The sequence below is a fragment of the Rhizobium sp. BR 362 genome (assembly GCF_036528765.1).
Classification (GTDB): domain Bacteria; phylum Pseudomonadota; class Alphaproteobacteria; order Rhizobiales; family Rhizobiaceae; genus Rhizobium.
This window is the reverse complement of the sequence record NZ_JARWGH010000016.1, coordinates 23,918-41,832: the sequence shown is the minus strand read 5'-3', so window position 1 is coordinate 41,832 and position 17,915 is coordinate 23,918. Positions and strand designations below refer to the sequence as shown.

General features: G+C 59.7%; 15 protein-coding genes. 8 read left to right on the top strand and 7 right to left on the bottom strand.

All coding sequences use genetic code 11. The features are described 5' to 3' along the window. Positions 1–213: 213 nt before the first annotated feature. On the top strand, positions 214–1,710 hold the full coding sequence (locus QDY28_RS19330; RefSeq protein ID WP_442967562.1) for an esterase-like activity of phytase family protein: 1,497 nt from the start codon (positions 214–216) through the stop codon (positions 1,708–1,710). 42 nt (positions 1,711–1,752) lie between these two features. On the opposite strand, the gene recG is transcribed toward QDY28_RS19330, so the two are convergent. Then, positions 1,753–3,858, bottom strand: coding sequence for an ATP-dependent DNA helicase RecG (recG, locus tag QDY28_RS19325; RefSeq protein ID WP_331383272.1), 2,106 nt, complete (start codon positions 3,856–3,858; stop codon positions 1,753–1,755). Between the two features lie 172 nt (positions 3,859–4,030). Here recG and QDY28_RS19320 point away from each other — a divergent pair, with 172 nt between their 5' ends. From QDY28_RS19320 to QDY28_RS19310, 3 genes are all read left to right on the top strand, one after another. Beyond that, entirely contained in the window at positions 4,031–4,345 is a 315-nt protein-coding gene (locus QDY28_RS19320) for an FAD assembly factor SdhE (RefSeq protein ID WP_331383271.1), read from the top strand. After that, a complete protein-coding gene (gene mfd, locus QDY28_RS19315) occupies positions 4,342–7,842 on the top strand; it encodes a transcription-repair coupling factor (protein WP_331383270.1) in 3,501 nt (1,166 codons plus the stop codon). Before QDY28_RS19320 ends, mfd begins: the two co-directional genes overlap by 4 nt. Before the next feature lie 104 nt (positions 7,843–7,946). Then, positions 7,947–8,477 (top strand): AAA family ATPase, encoded by a 531-nt coding sequence (locus QDY28_RS19310; protein ID WP_331383322.1) that lies wholly within the window; start codon positions 7,947–7,949, stop codon positions 8,475–8,477. A 44-nt stretch (positions 8,478–8,521) separates the two neighbouring features. Here the strand turns inward: QDY28_RS19310 and QDY28_RS19305 are convergent, their stop codons facing one another. Continuing rightward, a complete protein-coding gene (locus tag QDY28_RS19305; protein WP_331383269.1) occupies positions 8,522–9,193 on the bottom strand; it encodes a DsbA family oxidoreductase in 672 nt (223 codons plus the stop codon). 110 nt (positions 9,194–9,303) lie between these two features. After that, positions 9,304–11,115: an extracellular solute-binding protein gene (locus QDY28_RS19300; protein ID WP_331383268.1), complete on the bottom strand. Its 1,812-nt coding sequence runs from the start codon at positions 11,113–11,115 to the stop codon at positions 9,304–9,306. A gap of 266 nt (positions 11,116–11,381) precedes the next feature. Here QDY28_RS19300 and QDY28_RS19295 point away from each other — a divergent pair, with 266 nt between their 5' ends. Then, on the top strand, positions 11,382–12,041 hold the full coding sequence (locus tag QDY28_RS19295) for an invasion associated locus B family protein (RefSeq protein ID WP_331383267.1): 660 nt from the start codon (positions 11,382–11,384) through the stop codon (positions 12,039–12,041). A 134-nt stretch (positions 12,042–12,175) separates the two neighbouring features. On the opposite strand, the gene hspQ is transcribed toward QDY28_RS19295, so the two are convergent. From hspQ to QDY28_RS19280, 3 genes are all read right to left on the bottom strand, one after another. Next, on the bottom strand, positions 12,176–12,505 hold the full coding sequence (gene hspQ, locus QDY28_RS19290) for a heat shock protein HspQ (protein ID WP_028753189.1): 330 nt from the start codon (positions 12,503–12,505) through the stop codon (positions 12,176–12,178). Positions 12,506–12,737: 232 nt separating this feature from the next. Continuing rightward, positions 12,738–14,147, bottom strand: coding sequence for a type I glutamate--ammonia ligase (gene glnA, locus QDY28_RS19285; RefSeq protein WP_331383266.1), 1,410 nt, complete (start codon positions 14,145–14,147; stop codon positions 12,738–12,740). A 61-nt stretch (positions 14,148–14,208) separates the two neighbouring features. Next, the gene (locus tag QDY28_RS19280) at positions 14,209–14,547 is read right to left on the bottom strand and encodes a P-II family nitrogen regulator (RefSeq protein WP_003539626.1); all 339 of its coding nucleotides are present in this window, start codon (positions 14,545–14,547) and stop codon (positions 14,209–14,211) included. Positions 14,548–14,897: 350 nt separating this feature from the next. On the opposite strand from QDY28_RS19280, the gene QDY28_RS19275 reads away from it, so the two are divergent. Further along, positions 14,898–16,373, top strand: a complete 1,476-nt coding sequence (locus tag QDY28_RS19275; protein ID WP_331383265.1) for an NAD(P)H-hydrate dehydratase — start codon at positions 14,898–14,900, stop codon at positions 16,371–16,373. A 6-nt stretch (positions 16,374–16,379) separates the two neighbouring features. Here QDY28_RS19275 and QDY28_RS19270 read toward each other — a convergent pair whose 3' ends face one another. Then, a complete protein-coding gene (locus QDY28_RS19270; protein ID WP_331383264.1) occupies positions 16,380–17,186 on the bottom strand; it encodes a DUF72 domain-containing protein in 807 nt (268 codons plus the stop codon). 72 nt (positions 17,187–17,258) lie between these two features. Here QDY28_RS19270 and QDY28_RS19265 point away from each other — a divergent pair, with 72 nt between their 5' ends. Both QDY28_RS19265 and QDY28_RS19260 read left to right on the top strand, forming a co-directional pair. Then, positions 17,259–17,525, top strand: coding sequence for a type II toxin-antitoxin system Phd/YefM family antitoxin (locus tag QDY28_RS19265; RefSeq protein WP_037135671.1), 267 nt, complete (start codon positions 17,259–17,261; stop codon positions 17,523–17,525). Next, entirely contained in the window at positions 17,522–17,908 is a 387-nt protein-coding gene (locus tag QDY28_RS19260; protein WP_331383263.1) for a type II toxin-antitoxin system VapC family toxin, read from the top strand. Before QDY28_RS19265 ends, QDY28_RS19260 begins: the two co-directional genes overlap by 4 nt. Positions 17,909–17,915 lie beyond the last annotated feature (7 nt).

Here is a 17,915-nt window from a genome sequence, read left to right as displayed (position 1 = left end):
CTCTTCCTGTGTCGCCCACGCGTTTGGGGCGAGTTGTCATGTCCTTATCATGTTGCCGTCTTAGACCGTCTGCCGGAAAGGCAATCGGGCGCATCTCCTTATCGAAGGTCTGGGATCGACAGAGCCGGACGCATCGTCGACGCGGCTTTGCGGCCGGGTCTGGAGGTGAATGCCGTTCCAGCAAAAGGGCTTTTTCATCAGGAGGATATTGCCGTGAAAAACTTGCGTTCCATGACTTTGCCGCTGCTTTCCGCAGCGCTCGCCACTTTCGTTTTCGCTGCGCCGGCCGCAGCCTTCGCCGATAACTCCGTTACCGTCGGCAGCGTCACATTGGTCAACAAGGGCCGCGTCGCCGTCGGCCGCATTCCAGCCAATCTGCGCGACAAGTTCGGGGAGACCTTCGGCTCCGGTTCGGGCATGTCCATCGACACCAAGAGCTGGGTGCGTAATGCCGATGGTTCCTACAAGGGTTCGCTGTGGCTGCTGCCGGATCGCGGTTACAATGCGGTCGGCACGACGGACTATCGCCCGCGCCTCAACACCATAGACGTCCAGTTGACGCCGGTTGCTCCGGGCGCAACGCCGCCGGCCGGCAAGGAACAGGCTGGGGTTGATGCCAAGCTCGCCGACACAATGCTGCTGACCGACAACAAGGGCGCCGACACCAGTGGTCTCGACCCCGCTGACGGCAGCCGCAAGCCGGCTGACGGCATGCCGCTGCTGCCCGAGGCGCCGAATGGCAAGATCTCGCTCGACACCGAAGCCGTCGCCCGACTGCCTGATGGCACGATGTTCATCAGCGACGAATATGGCCCCTATATCTACCATTTCTCCGCGACTGGCCAAATGATGTCGGCGACGCAGCCGCCGGCGGCATTGCTGCCGATGCGTCACGGCGCTGTGAACTTCGCTTCGAACAACCCAGGTCCTGGCGAATCCGCTCCAGATCCGAAGGATCCGACCAGCGGCCGTCAGAACAATCAGGGCTTGGAAGGCATGTCCCTGACGCCGGACGGCAAGTTCCTGATTGCCGTGCTGCAGTCCGCAACCCGCCAGGATGGTGGCGATTCCAGCTCGACCCGCCAGAATACCCGCGCTTTGGTCTACGATGCCGCCGATCCTGCGCATCTGAAGCTCGTGCACGAATATGTCGTCCCGCTGCCGGTCTTCACCGACGCCAAGGGCAAGACGGCGGTCGCCGCTCAGAGCGAAATCGTGGCCCTCTCGCCGCAGACGTTCCTCATGCTGGCCCGCGACAGCAACAACGGTTACGGCGTGAAGGGCGATAAGTCGCTCTATCGCAGCATCGACATTGTCGATGTCTCCGGCGCAACCGATATTGTCGGCAGCCCATTCGATGCCGACAAGCCCGTCGCCGCCAAGGGCGTTCTCGATCCGTCTGTGAAGCCGGCTGCGGTCAGCCAGTTTATCGACATCAACGACAATGCCGATCTCGCTCGCTTCGGTCTCCACAATGGCGCCCCGAACGACCGCAACAATCTCTCCGAAAAGTGGGAAGCCATGTCGCTCCTGAGCGTCATGGATCCGAAGCTGCCGGACGATTACTTCCTGTTCGTCGCCAACGACAACGACTTCCTGACCCAGGACGGTTTCCAAGTTGGTGCGGCCTATAAGGGCGATGGCGGAGCCGATGTCGACACCATGTTCCAGGTGTTCCAGGTTACGATCCCCGGTCTTTCGGCCAAGTAACGGCCTTTGCTTCGGATGGACGCGATTGCCGCGTCCATCCATCTATCCCGCTCTCAGGAACCGGATCGCCTCGTCGCGACGGAAGAGATAGAGCAGGGTGCGGACCGCTATGCCACGCTCACCCGTGAGCTCCGGATCACGCTCGATGATGTAGGCGGCATCCTTGCGGGCGATTTCCAGGAGATCGGCATGGGCTTCGAGGCTGGCGATGCGGAAGCCCGGCGTTCCGGACTGGCGCGTGCCAAGCAACTCGCCTTCGCCACGCAGCTTCAGATCCTCCTCGGCAATGCGGAAACCATCCTCTGTGTCGCGCATGATCGAAAGCCGCGCATGACCGGTTTCACCCAACGGGCCCTTATAGAGCAGGATGCAGGTGGACGCCTCGTCGCCACGCCCGACGCGCCCACGCAACTGGTGCAACTGCGCGAGCCCGAAACGCTCGGCATGCTCGATCACCATGATCGTCGCGTCCGGCACATCGACGCCGACCTCGACCACCGTCGTGGCGACCAGCAGACGGATCTCGCCGTTCTTGAAGGCCATCATCACGGCGTCCTTCTCCGGTCCGCTCATGCGGCCGTGAATGAGTCCGATCCCGGATCCCAGCGCCTTGGTCAAGCTCGCGTGCCGCTCCTCGACCGACATTAAATCGGATTCTTCGGTTTCCTCCACAAGCGGGCATATCCAATAGGCTTTTTTGCCTTCGGATAAAGCGCTCTTCAACCGTGAAACGATATCGGCGGTTCGCTCGGTCGGAATGGTGATCGTCTGGATCGGCTTGCGGCCGGCCGGCTTCTCTGTGAGCTTGGACACATCCATGTCGCCGAAGGCGGCGAGTACCAGCGTGCGGGGGATCGGCGTGGCGGTCATGACCAGCATATGCGGCGAGATGCCCTTCGCCGTCAGCCGCAAACGCTGGTGCACGCCGAAGCGGTGCTGCTCGTCGACGACGGCGAGCATGAGATTGGCGTAGTTCACGCTATCCTGAAACAGCGCATGCGTTCCGATGACGATCTGCGCTTCGCCGGAAGCGATGCGGTCCAGGATGGTGTCGCGCTCGCGGCCCTTGGTGCGCCCCGTCAGAACTTCGACGGACAGATTGGCGCTGGCGGCGAATTTTGAGATCGTCGCGTGATGTTGTCGAGCCAGGATTTCAGTCGGCGCCATCAACACCGCTTGGCCGCCGCTTTCGATCACGGCGGCAATCGCCATCAGCGCCACCAGCGTCTTGCCGGCGCCGACATCGCCCTGCAGCAGCCGCAGCATGCGCTCCGTACCGGCCATGTCCTTGAGGATATCGGCCACCGCTTCCCTCTGACTGTTCGTCATGGAGAAGGGAAGAGATTCCAATATATTCTGGCTGATTGTTCCCGTGGGACGTACGGGCTGGCCGGCAACCTTGCGCAGACGCTGACGCACGAGCGACAGCGATAGCTGTCCGGCTAGGAATTCGTCATAGGCAAGCCGGCGGCGGGCAGGCGCTTGCGGGTCGATATCGGCAGCGTCGCGTGGCGCATGCAGCATGTGAAAACTGTCCGAAATCGAGGGGAAGCCTTGCTTCTGCGTGAGCGCGGCATCGTCCCATTCCGGCAGCTCCGATATACGCGTTATTGCCGCTTCGATGGTCTTGCGCAGGAATTTCGGCGAGAGCCCGGCGGTCAGCGGATAGACCGGCTCGACGAGCGGCAGGTTCTCCGCCTCGCTTTCGCGCATGATATAGTCCGGATGCACCATTGACGGCCGGCCGTTGAACCAGTCGACCTTGCCGCTGACGGTCACCACCTCATCGATCGGCAATTGCTTTTCCAGCCATTGTGCCTTGCCGCGGAAGAACACGAGGCCGAGTTCACCAGTCTCGTCATGCAGGAAGACGCGGTAAGGCACGTTGCTGCGCGCATTCGGTGGCGGCTGGTGGCGATCGACGCGGCCAGTGATGGTGACGATCTTGCCCTGCGGCGCCCGCGCGATGCCCGGCTGCTCGCGGCGGTCGATGATGGAATGCGGCGCATGAAAGAGCAGGTCGATGACGCGGCAATCGTCGACGCTCTCGCGATCGAGCAGCTTCACCAGCAATTCGGCAATCTTCGGCCCGACGCCGGGCAGCGAAGAGACGGGGGCAAACAGCGGATCGAGGATAGCGGGTCGCATAGCCGGCAAAATGCGACGGGCAGGGTGGCTTGGCAAGACCTGAAGGCCATGCAGCCCCTCACCAGGCGCACACTCCCCGGAAAATTGCATGCCGGGCGCTTTTTTCCGAAAAACCGGTTCCCACCTTTCAAGGCTGGTTTTATAGAGACGCATCAACATAAAGGTGTTTTTGATGACTGGGCTGACTCTCAGCAGTGCCGATCTCGATCCCCGCCGCCGGCGCATTCTGTTTCGCTGTTGGCACCGCGGCATCCGCGAGATGGATCTTGTTTTCGGTCAGTTCGCCGACAACGAATTGCCGGGCTTGACCGAGGCCGAACTCGATGAATTCGAGCGCATCATGGCCGAGGAAGACAACGACCTCGTCAAATGGATACTCGGAACGCAGCCGGTGCCGGAGCATCTGCGGACGCCGCTATTTATGCGCCTTGCCGCCTATAAGCCCGATTTCGATGAGATCGCCGAAAAGCTTGGGATAACCAGATGATCCCTGGTTTCGACGCGAAGAAACTGATTGCAGCAAGCGAGCCGCTGACGATCGGCCACGTTCCTGCTGGCTTGGAGCCTTTCCTGCTGGCCGAACTGGCGAAGACTGGCCAACCGGTTGCCTATATCATGTCCGACGGCCAGCACATGGCCGATGTCGAACAAATGCTCGGTTTCATCGCGCCCGACATTCCGGTTTTGACGCTGCCCGCCTGGGACTGCCTTCCCTATGACCGCGTTTCGCCGAGTTCGGACACCTCGGCCCGCCGTCTCGCAGCGCTTTCCGGCCTGATCGCCCATCATCACAAGCCGCATGCCGCGATCGTCCTGGTCACGGTCAATGCCATGCTGCAGAAGGTGGCGCCGCAGGACGTGATCGAGAGCCTCGCCTTCTCGGCCCGGCCGGGCAATCAGGTGCGCATGGACGACATCGCCAGCCGGTTGGAGCGCAACGGCTTTGATCGCGTCGCGACCGTGCGCGAAGTCGGCGAATATGCCGTTCGCGGCGGTATCCTCGATGTTTTCGTGCCAGGCACGGAAGAGCCGGTGCGCCTCGATTTCTTCGGCGATACGCTGGAGAGCATCCGCAGCTTCGATCCCGCCAGCCAGCGCACCACCGGCCAAATTCGCTCTCTCGACCTCAACCCAATGAGCGAGGTCACGCTGACGCCGGATACGATCAGCCGTTTCCGCAAGAACTATCTTTCCGCTTTCGGCGCGGCGACACGCGACGACGCGCTCTATGTCGCCGTCTCGGAAGGCCGTCGCTATGCCGGCATGGAACACTGGCTGCCGCTGTTCTATGAAAAGCTGGAAACGGTCTTTGACTATCTCAAAGGTTTCCGCCTCGTCACCGACCATACCGTGCGTGAAGCGGCTGAAGAACGCTCCAAGCTCGTTTTCGACTATTACGATGCCCGTCTGAATTCCGGGCAGGCGGCCAAGGGTCAGATGGCGCAGGGCACGCCCTATAAGCCGGTAACGCCCGGCCAGCTCTATCTTGACGGCAGCACCTTCGCCAAGGCGCTCGATGCCTTCGATGCCATGCGCATCTCGCCCTTCAATGAGCACGAGGGCGAGGCCCGCCGCGTCGTCAGCGTCGATGCCCGTCAAGGGCCGCGTTGGGCACGATCCTCCACCGACAGCGCCGACAACGAGCGCGTCAACGTCTTCGATGCCGTCGTCAAGCACATCGCCGATCGCCGCGCCGCCGGCGGCAAGGTCCTGATATCGGCCTGGACGGAAGGTTCGCTCGATCGCCTGTTGCAGGTGCTGGCCGAACACGGGCTTGCCCGCGTCAAGACGATCGAGGCTTTCAAGGATCTCAGTGCCCTGGCAAAGGGCGAAGCGGCCGCAGCCGTGCTGAGCCTGGAAGCGGGTTTCGAGGCTGGCGATCTCGTCGTCATCGGCGAGCAGGACATTCTCGGCGACCGCATGGTGCGCCGGTCGAAGCGCCGCAAGCGTGCCGCCGATTTCATCTCCGAAGTGGCCGGTCTCGACGAAGGCTCCATCGTCGTTCACGCCGAACACGGCATCGGCCGTTTCGTTGGTCTTAAAACCATCGAGGCTGCCGGCGCGCCGCATGCCTGTCTCGAGCTGCAATATGCGGACGACGCCAAGCTGTTCCTGCCGGTCGAAAACATCGATCTCCTCTCGCGCTACGGCGGGGAGGGCACGGAGGCGCAGCTCGACAAGCTCGGCGGCGGCGCCTGGCAAATGCGGAAGGCCAAGCTCAAGAAGCGCCTGCTGGATATGGCCGGTGCGCTGATCCGCGTCGCGGCCGAACGCCTGACGCGGCATGCGCCGGTGCTGACCTCGCCGGAAGGGCTATATGACGAGTTCGCCGCCCGCTTCCCCTACGACGAGACTGAAGATCAGATGAACGCCATCGACGCGGTGCGCGACGATCTCGGCGCCGGCCGGCCGATGGATCGCCTCGTCTGCGGCGACGTCGGCTTCGGCAAGACCGAAGTGGCGCTGCGCGCCGCCTTCGTGGCTGCCATGAACGGCGTACAGGTCGCCGTCGTCGTACCGACGACGTTGCTTGCCCGTCAGCACTTCAAGACCTTTTCCGAACGCTTCCGTGGCTTGCCAATCCGCGTGCAGCAGGCATCCCGCCTCGTCGGCGCCAAGGATCTGGCGCTGACCAAGAAGGAAGTGGCCGATGGCAAGACCGATATCGTCGTCGGCACGCACGCGCTGCTCGGCGCCGGCATCCAGTTTGCCAATCTCGGCCTGCTGGTCATCGACGAGGAGCAGCATTTCGGCGTCAAGCACAAGGAGCGCCTGAAGGAGCTGAAGAGCGACGTGCATGTGCTGACGCTGTCGGCAACGCCGATCCCGCGCACGCTGCAACTCGCCATGACCGGCGTGCGCGAACTGTCGCTCATCACCACGCCGCCGGTCGACCGCATGGCGGTCCGCACCTTCATCTCGCCCTTTGATTCGCTCGTCATCCGCGAAACGCTGATGCGCGAGCATTATCGCGGCGGCCAGAGCTTTTACGTCTGCCCACGCTTGGCCGATCTCGCCGACATTCACGCCTTTTTGCAGTCGGACGTACCGGAGCTGAAAGTGGCAGTCGCCCACGGCCAGATGCCGGCCGGTGAGCTCGAAGACATCATGAATGCCTTCTATGAGGGCCGCTACGACGTGCTTCTGTCGACGACCATCGTCGAATCCGGCCTCGACGTGCCGACTGCCAATACGCTGATCGTGCATCGCGCCGACATGTTCGGCCTGGCGCAGCTCTATCAGCTCCGTGGCCGCGTCGGCCGCTCGAAGGTGCGCGCTTTCGCCCTATTCACGCTGCCAGTCAACAAGGTGCTGACGACGACAGCAGAGCGCCGGCTCAAGGTGCTGCAGTCTCTCGATACGCTCGGGGCCGGCTTCCAGCTTGCGAGCCACGATCTCGATATCCGCGGCGCCGGCAATCTGCTCGGCGAGGAACAGTCCGGTCACATCAAGGAAGTAGGCTTCGAGCTCTATCAGCAGATGCTCGAAGAGGCTGTGGCCGAGGTCAAGGGCGTCGACGAAATCCAGGATACCGGCTGGTCGCCGCAGATTTCCGTCGGCACGCCCGTCATGATTCCCGACGACTATGTGCCCGACCTGCATCTGCGCATGGCGCTCTACCGTCGTCTTGGCGAGATTACCGAGATCAAGGAGATCGACAGTTTTGGCGCCGAAATGATCGATCGGTTCGGCCCGATGCCGATCGAGGTGCAGCATCTCCTGAAGATCGTCTACATCAAGTCGCTCTGCCGCGTCGCCAATGTCGAGAAGCTGGACGCCGGCCCGAAGGGCGTCGTCGTGCAATTCCGCAACAAGGAATTCCCGAACCCCGCCAACCTCGTCGGCTATATCGCCAAGCAAGGCACCATGGCCAAGATCCGCCCCGACCAAAGCGTCTTCCTGACGCGCGACCTGCCGACGCCGGAAAAGCGGCTGCAGGGCGCGGCGGTGGTGATGACGCAGTTGGCGGAGTTGGCGAAGTAGGGAAGAAGCCTTGGCATTTGGCAGGTGATATTGACGAGAGCTGGCGGCGCAACGGCAGCATTGGCCACTGCGAAAGAGCGCGTGGCTCATGGAATGAGAGCGACATGGGCATCAGGAACTATCTGATCGAAGGCGTTTCCGGGACTGGCAAGACCTCGGTTGCCACCGAACTGCAGCGACGCGGTTACCACGTGATTCACGGTGATCGTGAGTTAGCTTATCAGGGCGATCCTCAGACGGGTGAACCGCCGGTGGGCTCTGCGCAAGGCGAGAATATTCTGGATGTCACCTTTAGGCACGAGCACCACCTTTGGGACGTCGGCAAAGTCAAATCCCTGGTGGCTGATGGAAGCCATTCGGTCTCCTTCTTCTGCGGCGGCTCAAGGAATTTCCATCAGTTTATTGACCTGTTTGACGGGATTTTCGTCCTCGACGTTGATTCGGATACGTTGAAGCGGCGGCTTGCCAACAGACCTGAAGACGAGTTTGGCGGAAAACCAGTCGAGCGAGATATGGTCCTGCGACTGCATGCAACGAAAGAAGGCATTCCCAGGAACGCGACGACCATTGACGCCACTGCACCGCTCGCCTCCATTGTCGACGATATTCTATCGAAATGCGGAGAGGTTGCCTAAGAGCAGGCATGCCGTAGCCTAGCCGATCGTGGGGCGATCTCCGCTCAATTCATCCCGGCCCGCGCTTCCGCCTTCAGCTTGGCGATATCGCGCAGCGCCCCGACCAGCACATCCGGCGTCTGGGCGCCGCTAACGGCGTATTGCTGGTCGAAGATGAAGAAGGGGACGCCGTTGACGCCGATCTTTTGAGCGGCGTCGATTTCGCCGATGATGAGGTCGCGGTCGGCATTGGAAGAGAGCAGGGTGGCGATGACGGAGCGGTCGAGGCCGGCCTTTTCGGCAATATCCAGCAGCACGGCGTGATCGCCGACATTACGGCCTTCCTCGAAATTGGCCTTGAAGAGCGCGGTGACTACCTTTTCCTGCTTCTCGCGGTCCTCGGTTCCCGCCCATTGGATGAGGCGATGGGCGTCAAGCGTATTCGGGCCGATCTTGATGGCGTCGAAATCGAACTTGATGCCCACTTCGCGGCCGAGATCGGTCAGCATCTTATGCGCTTGCGCCACGCGCTCTTCCCCGCCGAGCTTCTCAGCTAGCGCTTTCTTCTGGTCGACGCCTTCGGGCGGGTAGTCAGGATTGAGGCGATAGGGTCGCCAGTTGATATCGACGCCCACTTCATCCTGTACTTCGGCGATTGCCAGCTCCAGCCGGGCCTTGCCGAGATAGCACCACGGACAAACGACGTCCGAGACGATATCGATCGTGATGCGTTCCATGGCTCAATGCTTCCGATTTATGGGCTTCAAGGTCCCATCTAGGCCGCTTGGCTGGCAGCTTCAACCGGTTACCGAAAAGGAACCGGGTAACATTTGCTGGCAAAGGCGTTTTATTGCACCGATGCATCCCACCAGACGGGCAACTGGTAGCCATAGAGCGGCAGGACATCCGGATGGGCGATACGGCTGCGCCGCGCCACCCATTGCTGGTCAATGTGATAGAGCGGCACAAGGTAATAGCCTGAGATCAAGATGCGATCGAAGGAGCGCACGGCATCGCGGAAATCCTCGGCCGAGTGGGCTGTCAGGAAATGCGACATCAGCGTATCGACATCCGGGTCGGCGACACCGGCGAAATTAAAGCTGCCCTCGGTCTTGGCCGCGACGGAACTCCAGCGCCCGAGCTGCTCGGTTCCCGGCGATAACGACGAGGGATAGGACTTGATGATCATGTCATAGTCGTAGCTGATCGTCCGGCGCTGATATTGCGAATCGTCCACGGTGCGGATGGTCACCGCGATGCCGAGTAGCGCCAGCGACCGGCGATAGGCGATCGCGATACGTTCCTGGTCGGCGTTCTGCGTCATGATCTCGAAGCTGAGCTGACGCCCGGCGCTATCGACCATCATTTCGCCTTTGATCGTGTAGCCGCCTTGCTTGAGTAGGTCGACGGCCTTGCGCAGGATGGCACGGTCGCGGCCGGAGCCGTCGCTGACGGGCAGCTTGTATGTGCCGTCAAGCACGTCGCGGTCGATGCGATCCTTGATCGGGCCGAGCATGGACAGTTCATGCGCATCGGCGGGCACGCCGAAAGACGAGAGGTCTGAGTTCTGCCAGTAGCTCTCCGTGCGCGTATAAGCATTCGAGGAAAGATTCCGGTTCACCCATTCGAAATCGAAGGCGAGCGTCAGTCCCTGGCGCACTTTCTTGTTGGCAAAGATCGGCCGCCGCGTATTGAAGACGAAACCGAACATGCCGCTCGGCAGCTCCGGCTTGAAAACGTCCTTGATGACAGCGCCGGAGGTGACGGCGGGGAAATCATAGGCCACCTGCCAATGGCCGGGGCTGCCGTCCGGATAGATGTCGATATCGCCCTTCTTGAAGGCTTCGAACAGCGTGGTGTCCTGCAGGAAATAATTGACTGATATCTCGTCGTAATTGTCGACGCCAATCTTTGAGGGGATATCCTTGCCCCAATAATCCGGATTGCGCTCGAAAACGATGCGCTGGCCGGGATCGATGCTCTTGATCCTATAAGGGCCGGAGCCGATCGGAATGCTGAGCGTGGTCCGGTCGAAACTATCGGGGTCGATCGCATGTTTTGGCAGAATCGGCAACGATGAGGCGATGATCAGCGGCGTTTCGCGATTCGCCTTTTCGTTGAAATGGATCAGCACGCTGTGATCACCGACCTTCTCGATCTTGCCGATCGTTTCTAGCCAAGACGAAAGCGGCACGCGGCCCTTGTTACGCAGGAGCTGAAAGGTGAAGATCACATCATCCGGCGTTACCGGCTGTCCATCCGACCATCTGGCGTTCGGATTGAGGTTGAACTGGATATAGCTGCGGCTATCGTCCCATTCGACCGTCTGCGCCAGCAATCCGTAAAGCGTAAAAGGCTCGTCGCGCGAGCGCTGCATCAGCGGCTCGTAGATGAGATTGCCGAAATCCGGGTCCCACATGCCGCGTGCTGTCGTGCGCATGCTTTTCAGAATGAAGGGATTGAGATTGTCGAAAGTACCGACGACCCCATAGTTGATATGGCCGCCCTTTTTTACGTTCGGATTGACATAGGAAAAATGGGTATAATCCGCCGGCAAGGCAGGATCTCCATGCATTGCGATGCCATAGAGCGGCTGGGCGGCCGCGGCACTGCAGAATGCTGAGAAGATCAGGAAAATAGCGATCCGGAGCGCTTGCATGGCATCCTTTCCGGTAAGGGGCATGATTCTGCGGAACCTTATCATGAGAGTGCCGAATCCAACACGCGCTGACCGGAATTCTTAGGTCTCGACAGAAAAGACCAAAGAAAAGCTGGATATCCGCGCCGGTGCGATGTAACAGGGTTGCCGGGTTTCCCGGGTCATGCATTTGCCTTAATCTTTCGACAGGTGGACGGCGGTTTGACCCGATTGGCATGGGGCGGCAGGCTGTCGTCCCGCATCGGATTTCAGGAGGCGGTTTCGCTATGACGTTCAAGACTGACAACAAAATGCGGGCAGGTCTTTCTGCTCTGGCTCTCATGATCGGTGCAGCGCTTCCGGCTGCTGCCTTCGCTCAGGATGCCTCGGATGCAGCTCCCGCTGATGGTGGTGGCAACCCCAACCAGCCACGCCTCGGCTGGTACAAGACCTGCACCAAGCAGGATGACGCTGATATCTGCATCGTTCAGAACCTGATCATGGCCAACAACGGCCAGTTGGTGACCGCAGTCGGTCTCATCTCGGTCGACGGCAAGGTCAACCGCAAGATCCTGCAGATTTCCGTTCCGACCGCACGCCTGATCGCTCCGGGCATCACCATGCAGGTCGACGGCGGCAAGGGCCAGAAGATCGATTACGCCGTTTGTCTGCCGGACAAGTGCACAGCCGAAGTGCCGCTCACCGATGCCATGATCGCATCCTTGAAGAAGGGCACCGACGTAACCTTCACCTCGATCAATTTCCGTCGCGCTCCGAACCCGATCAAGATCTCGCTCGACGGCTTCGGCGCTGCCTATGACGGCCCGGCGATCTCCGACTCGAAGCTGGCCGAAAGCCAGAAGAGCCTGCAGGACAGCATGCAGAAAAAGGCCGAAGAAGCTCGCAAGAAGCTGGAAGACGCTCAGAAGGCTGCAAAGCAGCAGTAAGCTAGGGCGTTTTGACAATTATATAAAAAAGCCCGGTCACACCGGGCTTTTTTATTGGCCGCCGTATATCCAGAAACACGAAAGGGAAGACGTTGGGAGCGTCTTCCCTTCGGAAACTTGCATGGACTGGACGCTTAGTGGGCAAAGCTCATCTTGGGCTTGAACTCGCCTGTCGGCGCCTTGTCGAATATCTGGGCAATCTGCGGGTTGCGAAGCGGGATGCCGCTCTCATCGCTGATCAGGTTCTGCTCGGACACGTATGCGACATATTCCGTCTCGTCGTTTTCGGCGAGAAGGTGGTAGAAGGGCTGGTCTTTGCTGGGCCGCACTTCTGCCGGTATGGAATTCCACCATTCTTCGGTGTTGGCGAATTCCGGATCGACGTCGAAGATGACACCGCGGAAGGGAAACATCCGGTGCCGAACCACGTCGCCTATGTTGAATTTTGCGTAGCGTTCTTTCATGGCGCGACTTCCTTTCAAGCAATCATGTGGTGAATTCCACCGCCGATATCAAGGATTTTGCCCCGATTCCTTCATTCAGTTGTCACAATCGATCAACGCTGCTCGCCCTATATTGTTCGATCGCGCGATACACGAATTGTTTTGTCCAGCAAGGCAGCCGCGACCGAAAATACGTCTGCCTCACGCTTGCCAGCAAGTAAAAGCCCCGGCGGACCCGGGGCTTTCCCGGTTCTTATGCCGAGTAATACATATCGTATTCGACCGGATGCGGAGTCATTTCGAAGCGCATGACTTCCTGCATCTTCAGTTCGATGAAAGAATCGATCTGATCGTCGTCGAAGACGCCGCCGGCGGTCAGGAACTTGCGATCCTTGTCCAGGCTTTCGAGCGCTTCGCGCAGCGAGCCGCAGACCGTCGGGATCTTCTTCAGCTCCTTCGGCGGCAAATCGTAGAGGTCCTTGTCCATGGCCTTGCCCGGATGGATCTTGTTCTTGATGCCGTCGAGGCCAGCCATCAGCATGGCGGCAAAGGCGAGGTAGGGGTTGGCGGTCGGGTCGGGGAAGCGGACTTCGACGCGCTTTGCCTTAGGATTGGAGCCGAACGGAATGCGGCAGGAAGCCGAGCGGTTGCGAGCCGAATAGGCGAGCAGAACCGGAGCCTCATAGCCCGGCACGAGACGCTTGTAGGAGTTCGTCGACGGGTTGGTGAAGGCGTTGATCGCCTTGGCGTGCTTGATGATGCCGCCGATGTAGAAAAGGCAGCTCTCGGAAAGGCCCGCATATTCGTCGCCCGCGAAGGTCGGCTTGCCGCTCTTCCAGATCGACTGGTGAACGTGCATGCCGGAGCCGTTGTCGCCGAAGATCGGCTTCGGCATGAAGGTTGCCGTCTTGCCGTAGGCATTGGCAACCTGATGAACGACATACTTGTAGATCTGCATCTTGTCGGCGTTGCGCACCAGCGTGTCGAACTTGATGCCGAGCTCATGCTGGGCGGCTGCGACCTCGTGGTGGTGCTTTTCGACGACGACGCCCATTTCGGCGAGGACCGTCAGCATCTCCGAACGCATGTCCTGGGCGCTGTCGACGGGCGGAACCGGGAAGTAGCCGCCCTTGACGCGCGGACGGTGGCCAAGGTTGCCGGTTTCATAATCGGTATCGTCGTTGGACGGCAATTCGCTGGAGTCGAGCTTGAAGCCGGTGTTGTACGGATCGGCCTTGTACTTGACGTCGTCGAAGACGAAAAATTCGGCTTCCGGACCGAAGAAGGCGGTGTCGCCGATACCGGATGCCTTGAGATATGCTTCGGCCTTCTTGGCGGTGCCGCGCGGATCGCGGTTATAGGCTTCGCCGGAGACCGGATCGAGAATGTCGCAGAGGATGACCATGGTGGACTGCGCGAAGAACGGATCCATGTGAACCGTTTCGGTATCGGGCATCAGCACCATGTCGGATTCGTTGATGGCCTTCCAACCCGCAATCGAGGAGCCGTCGAACATGACGCCATCGGCGAACATGTCTTCGTCGACGCAGGCGATGTCCATCGTGACATGCTGCAGCTTGCCCTTGGGATCGGTGAACCGCAGGTCAACGAACTTAACGTCGTTATCCTTGATTTGCTTCAGAATTTCGCTTGCGGTCGTCATTAAAATTACTTCCCTTGACCTAGATGACGATTACGAGCCTCGGCCGCAACGGCCGGGCGGGTTAGATGGCGTCTATACCTGTTTCTCCGGTGCGGATTCGAATGACCTCTTCCACGTTGGAGACGAAAATCTTTCCGTCGCCGATCCGGCCGGTCTGCGCAGCCTTGCGAATGGCGTCGATTACCGCTTCCGCATTCTCGTCCGCCAACACGACTTCGACCTTCACCTTAGGCAGGAAGTCGACGACGTATTCGGCGCCACGGTAAAGCTCCGTGTGGCCTTTCTGACGACCGAAGCCCTTCGCTTCCGTGACAGTGATACCCTGCAGACCGACTTCCTGAAGGGCTTCCTTCACTTCGTCGAGCTTGAAAGGCTTAATGATCGCTTCGATCTTTTTCATGAGAAAATGTCTCTCCGCTTCTCCCGTTACAGCAGGACCATTCCCCGCTCGGCCAACCTGATGCACGTATCATGCCAGTTCACGGAGGCCTGCCGCAAAAAATCCCGGCGAATTGAGGCCGAGACCCCGGATTGATGAGGATTTTTCGGAAAAATGAAAGCGTTTTCGCACCGAAACGCATGAGAAGAAGCAAATTTTTGCAAAAAAGTGCTGTATTTCTCACAATTGTACTTCAAGAGGATCTTAAGCGCATTTGCATGATAAATATGCAAATGCACGGATATTGAGCAGTTGATGCCTCAGAATGGCGATTGTTTTTCAGGCAGGTTTCGCATTCAATAGCGTCCATCATGATGTCACCCCTCGCCAATCTGCTTCTTTCGCCAGAGGATATGGCTGCCGTCGATCGGGCGGCCGCCGCGTCTGGCATCGACTCTTATGGGCTTATGGAAAAAGCCGGTCAGGCGGTGGCGGCGAGCGCCCTTCGGCATTTCCCTGAAGGCCTGCGGTTTGTCGTGCTCTGCGGACCCGGCAACAATGGCGGCGATGGCTATGTCGCGGCGCGTGCCCTGCGGCAAAGTGGTGTCGAGGTCAGGCTCTTTCATCTCGGCAATCCCAAAACATTGAAGGGCGATGCTGCCCGCGCTTTTGCGGAATGTTCGGTTGTTGGAGAGACACTCGGGGGTTATTCGCCGCGCCCCGGGGACGTTGTCATCGACGCCATTTTTGGCGCAGGCCTCTCGCGTCCTGTCCCCGATGAAGTAGCGGCAGTCATCGCAGGGATTGCTAAGGCCAATGTTCCCGTCATCGCAGTCGACCTGCCCTCCGGTCTCGACGGCCGCAGCGGCCAGGTACTCGGTGCTGCCTTTCGCGCCGTGCACACGGTCACATTCGTGACCCGCAAGCCCGGTCACCTTCTGATGCCCGGGCGAGACCTTTGTGGCGTGCTGGAGGTTTTTGACATCGGCATTCCCGCCCGCATTGTCCGCGCGCACGCAAACGGCATGATCGCTGAAAACACGCCGGCGCGATGGCAGGAGGACCTTCCCACGGCTGCCACGGATACCCATAAATACAAGCGCGGCCATCTAGTAGTCTTTTCCGGCGGAGCGACCGCTGCGGGCGCCGCGCGCATGTCGGCCATGGCAGGGCTGAAGGCAGGGGCGGGGCTCGTTACCATTGCTTCGCCGGAGCAGGCGCTGGCTGTCAATGCAGCGAGACTGACGGCAATCATGCTGCGCACCGTCGACGACGAGGCCGCTTTGCGCGCCTGGTTCACCGACCAGCGCCTCTCGACCTTCATTCTCGGCCCCGGCTTCGGCGTCGGCGAGAAAGCGCGGCAATTCGCCCTGGCGGTGAGCGACCGCCATCTGGTCCTCGACGCCGATGGCATCACGTCGTTTCGCGACGAACCGCAACGTTTGTTCGATGCTTTCGCGGATCGTCCGACACGGCTAGTGTTGACGCCGCATGAGGGCGAGTTTGCCCGCTTATTTCCCGACATTGCCGCCGATGACGCATTGAGCAAAGTCGATAAGGCGCGGGCGGCAGCGGCCCGTGCCCATGCTGCCATCATTTACAAAGGTGCCGACAGCGTCATTGCCGCACCTGATGGCCGTGCTTTGATCAACGCCAATGCGCCGCCATGGCTTGCGACCGCCGGCTCCGGCGACGTGCTCGCCGGTATCATCGGCGGGCTTCTGGCGCAGGGGACACCTGCGTTCGAAGCGGCGGCGGCCGGCGTCTGGCTGCATGGGCTCGCCGGGCAGCGCGCCGGCAAAGGGCTAACGGCCGAAGACCTCGTCGCCCACGTCGCTCCCTTTTGAGAACAGCTATTTCGCCACTTCCTCCTGCAGCGCGATTGCGCCATGCGGAGCATTGACCTTACCCTCATGAATCATGAAGGCAAAAACGTCCCGCGGCTCACCCTTGACCTTGCGATCCCCATCGATCAACGGCAGGTCATCGGGTACCCCGCCCTCGGCCCACGTTTCCAACCGCTTCGCCCAAGCCTTCAATTCCTTCGGCGGATAGCAGGTCTTGATATCGTCGGAACCCTTTTGCAGGCGGGCATAGACGAAATCTGCAGTCACATCGGCGATCATCGGATATTCGAAATGCTCGGCGCAAACCGGCGCGACATTATATTTGGTAAGCAACGCGATGAATTCCGGCACCTTGAACGAGTCATGCCGGACTTCGACAACGTGCTTCAACGCCAGGCCGTCCTGCTTGTCCGGCAGCAATTTCAGGAATGCCTCGAAGTCATCCGAATCGAATTTCTTGGTCGGCGCGAACTGCCAGAGAAGCGGACCGAGATGATCGCCCAGTTCGCTGATGCCGGATTCGAGGAAGCGCTGCATCGATTCACCGGCCTCGGACAGCACGCGCCGATTGGTGACGAAACGCGTGGCCTTGAGGGAGAAGATGAAACCCTCAGGCACATCGGCTGCCCATTTGGCAAAAACCTCCGGCTTTTGCGTGCTGTAATAGGTGCCGTTGACCTCGATCACCTTCAGCTTGCGACTGGCGAAATTGAGCTCGTCCTTCTGCTTCAGCGTGTCGGGATAAAATGTCCCGCGCCAGGGCTCAAAGGTCCAGCCGCCGATGCCGGTTCGGATGGTGCCTGCAGTGGTCATTCTCTCCTCCGTTGACTTAGCTATGCTGCTTAGCTATGTTTTGAACAACTCTTGTCGAAACAAGGTTGCTCGATGACAATCGTCACCATTCATAAGGCCAAAACCGATCTCTCGAAACTTATCGCTCGTGCGGAAGCCGGCGAGGAGATTGTATTGGCGCGTGGCAACAAGCCTGTCGCGAAAATCGTCGGCCTTCGGGAGGCCAAGCCAGAGATTCGTGGTTATGGCAGCCTTGCGCACTTACGCGGCAAAATTCCCGATTCCTTCTTCTTTGATCCGCTGTCGAAAGATGAGCTAGATGCATGGGAAGGCAAATATTCGTTCGACGGTGAAAAGTGAATTTTCTTCTGGACACGCATGCACTGCTTTGGTGGCTTACCGCGGATCCTCGACTAAGTTCCGTGGCGAAAAATGCAATCGAAGATCCAGATGCCTCCCGATACATAAGCTCCGTCACTCCGTTTGAGATCGCCACGAAAGTTCGCATCGGCAAGCTCGATTTTGCACGTGAAATCGCCGACAATTTCGACAGCTACGTCGCTGCGGGCGCTTTTAAAAGCCTTGATGTGAACACCGGACATGCCCTGCTAGCGGGCAAAATGCCTGGAAATCACAAAGACCCTTTTGACAGGCTGCTTGCCGCCCAATGCAAGGCGGAAAAGCTTTCGCTTATTACAGCCGATCCGGCATTTGCAGAATTCGGCCTCGACCTTGTCTGGTAAATATCCG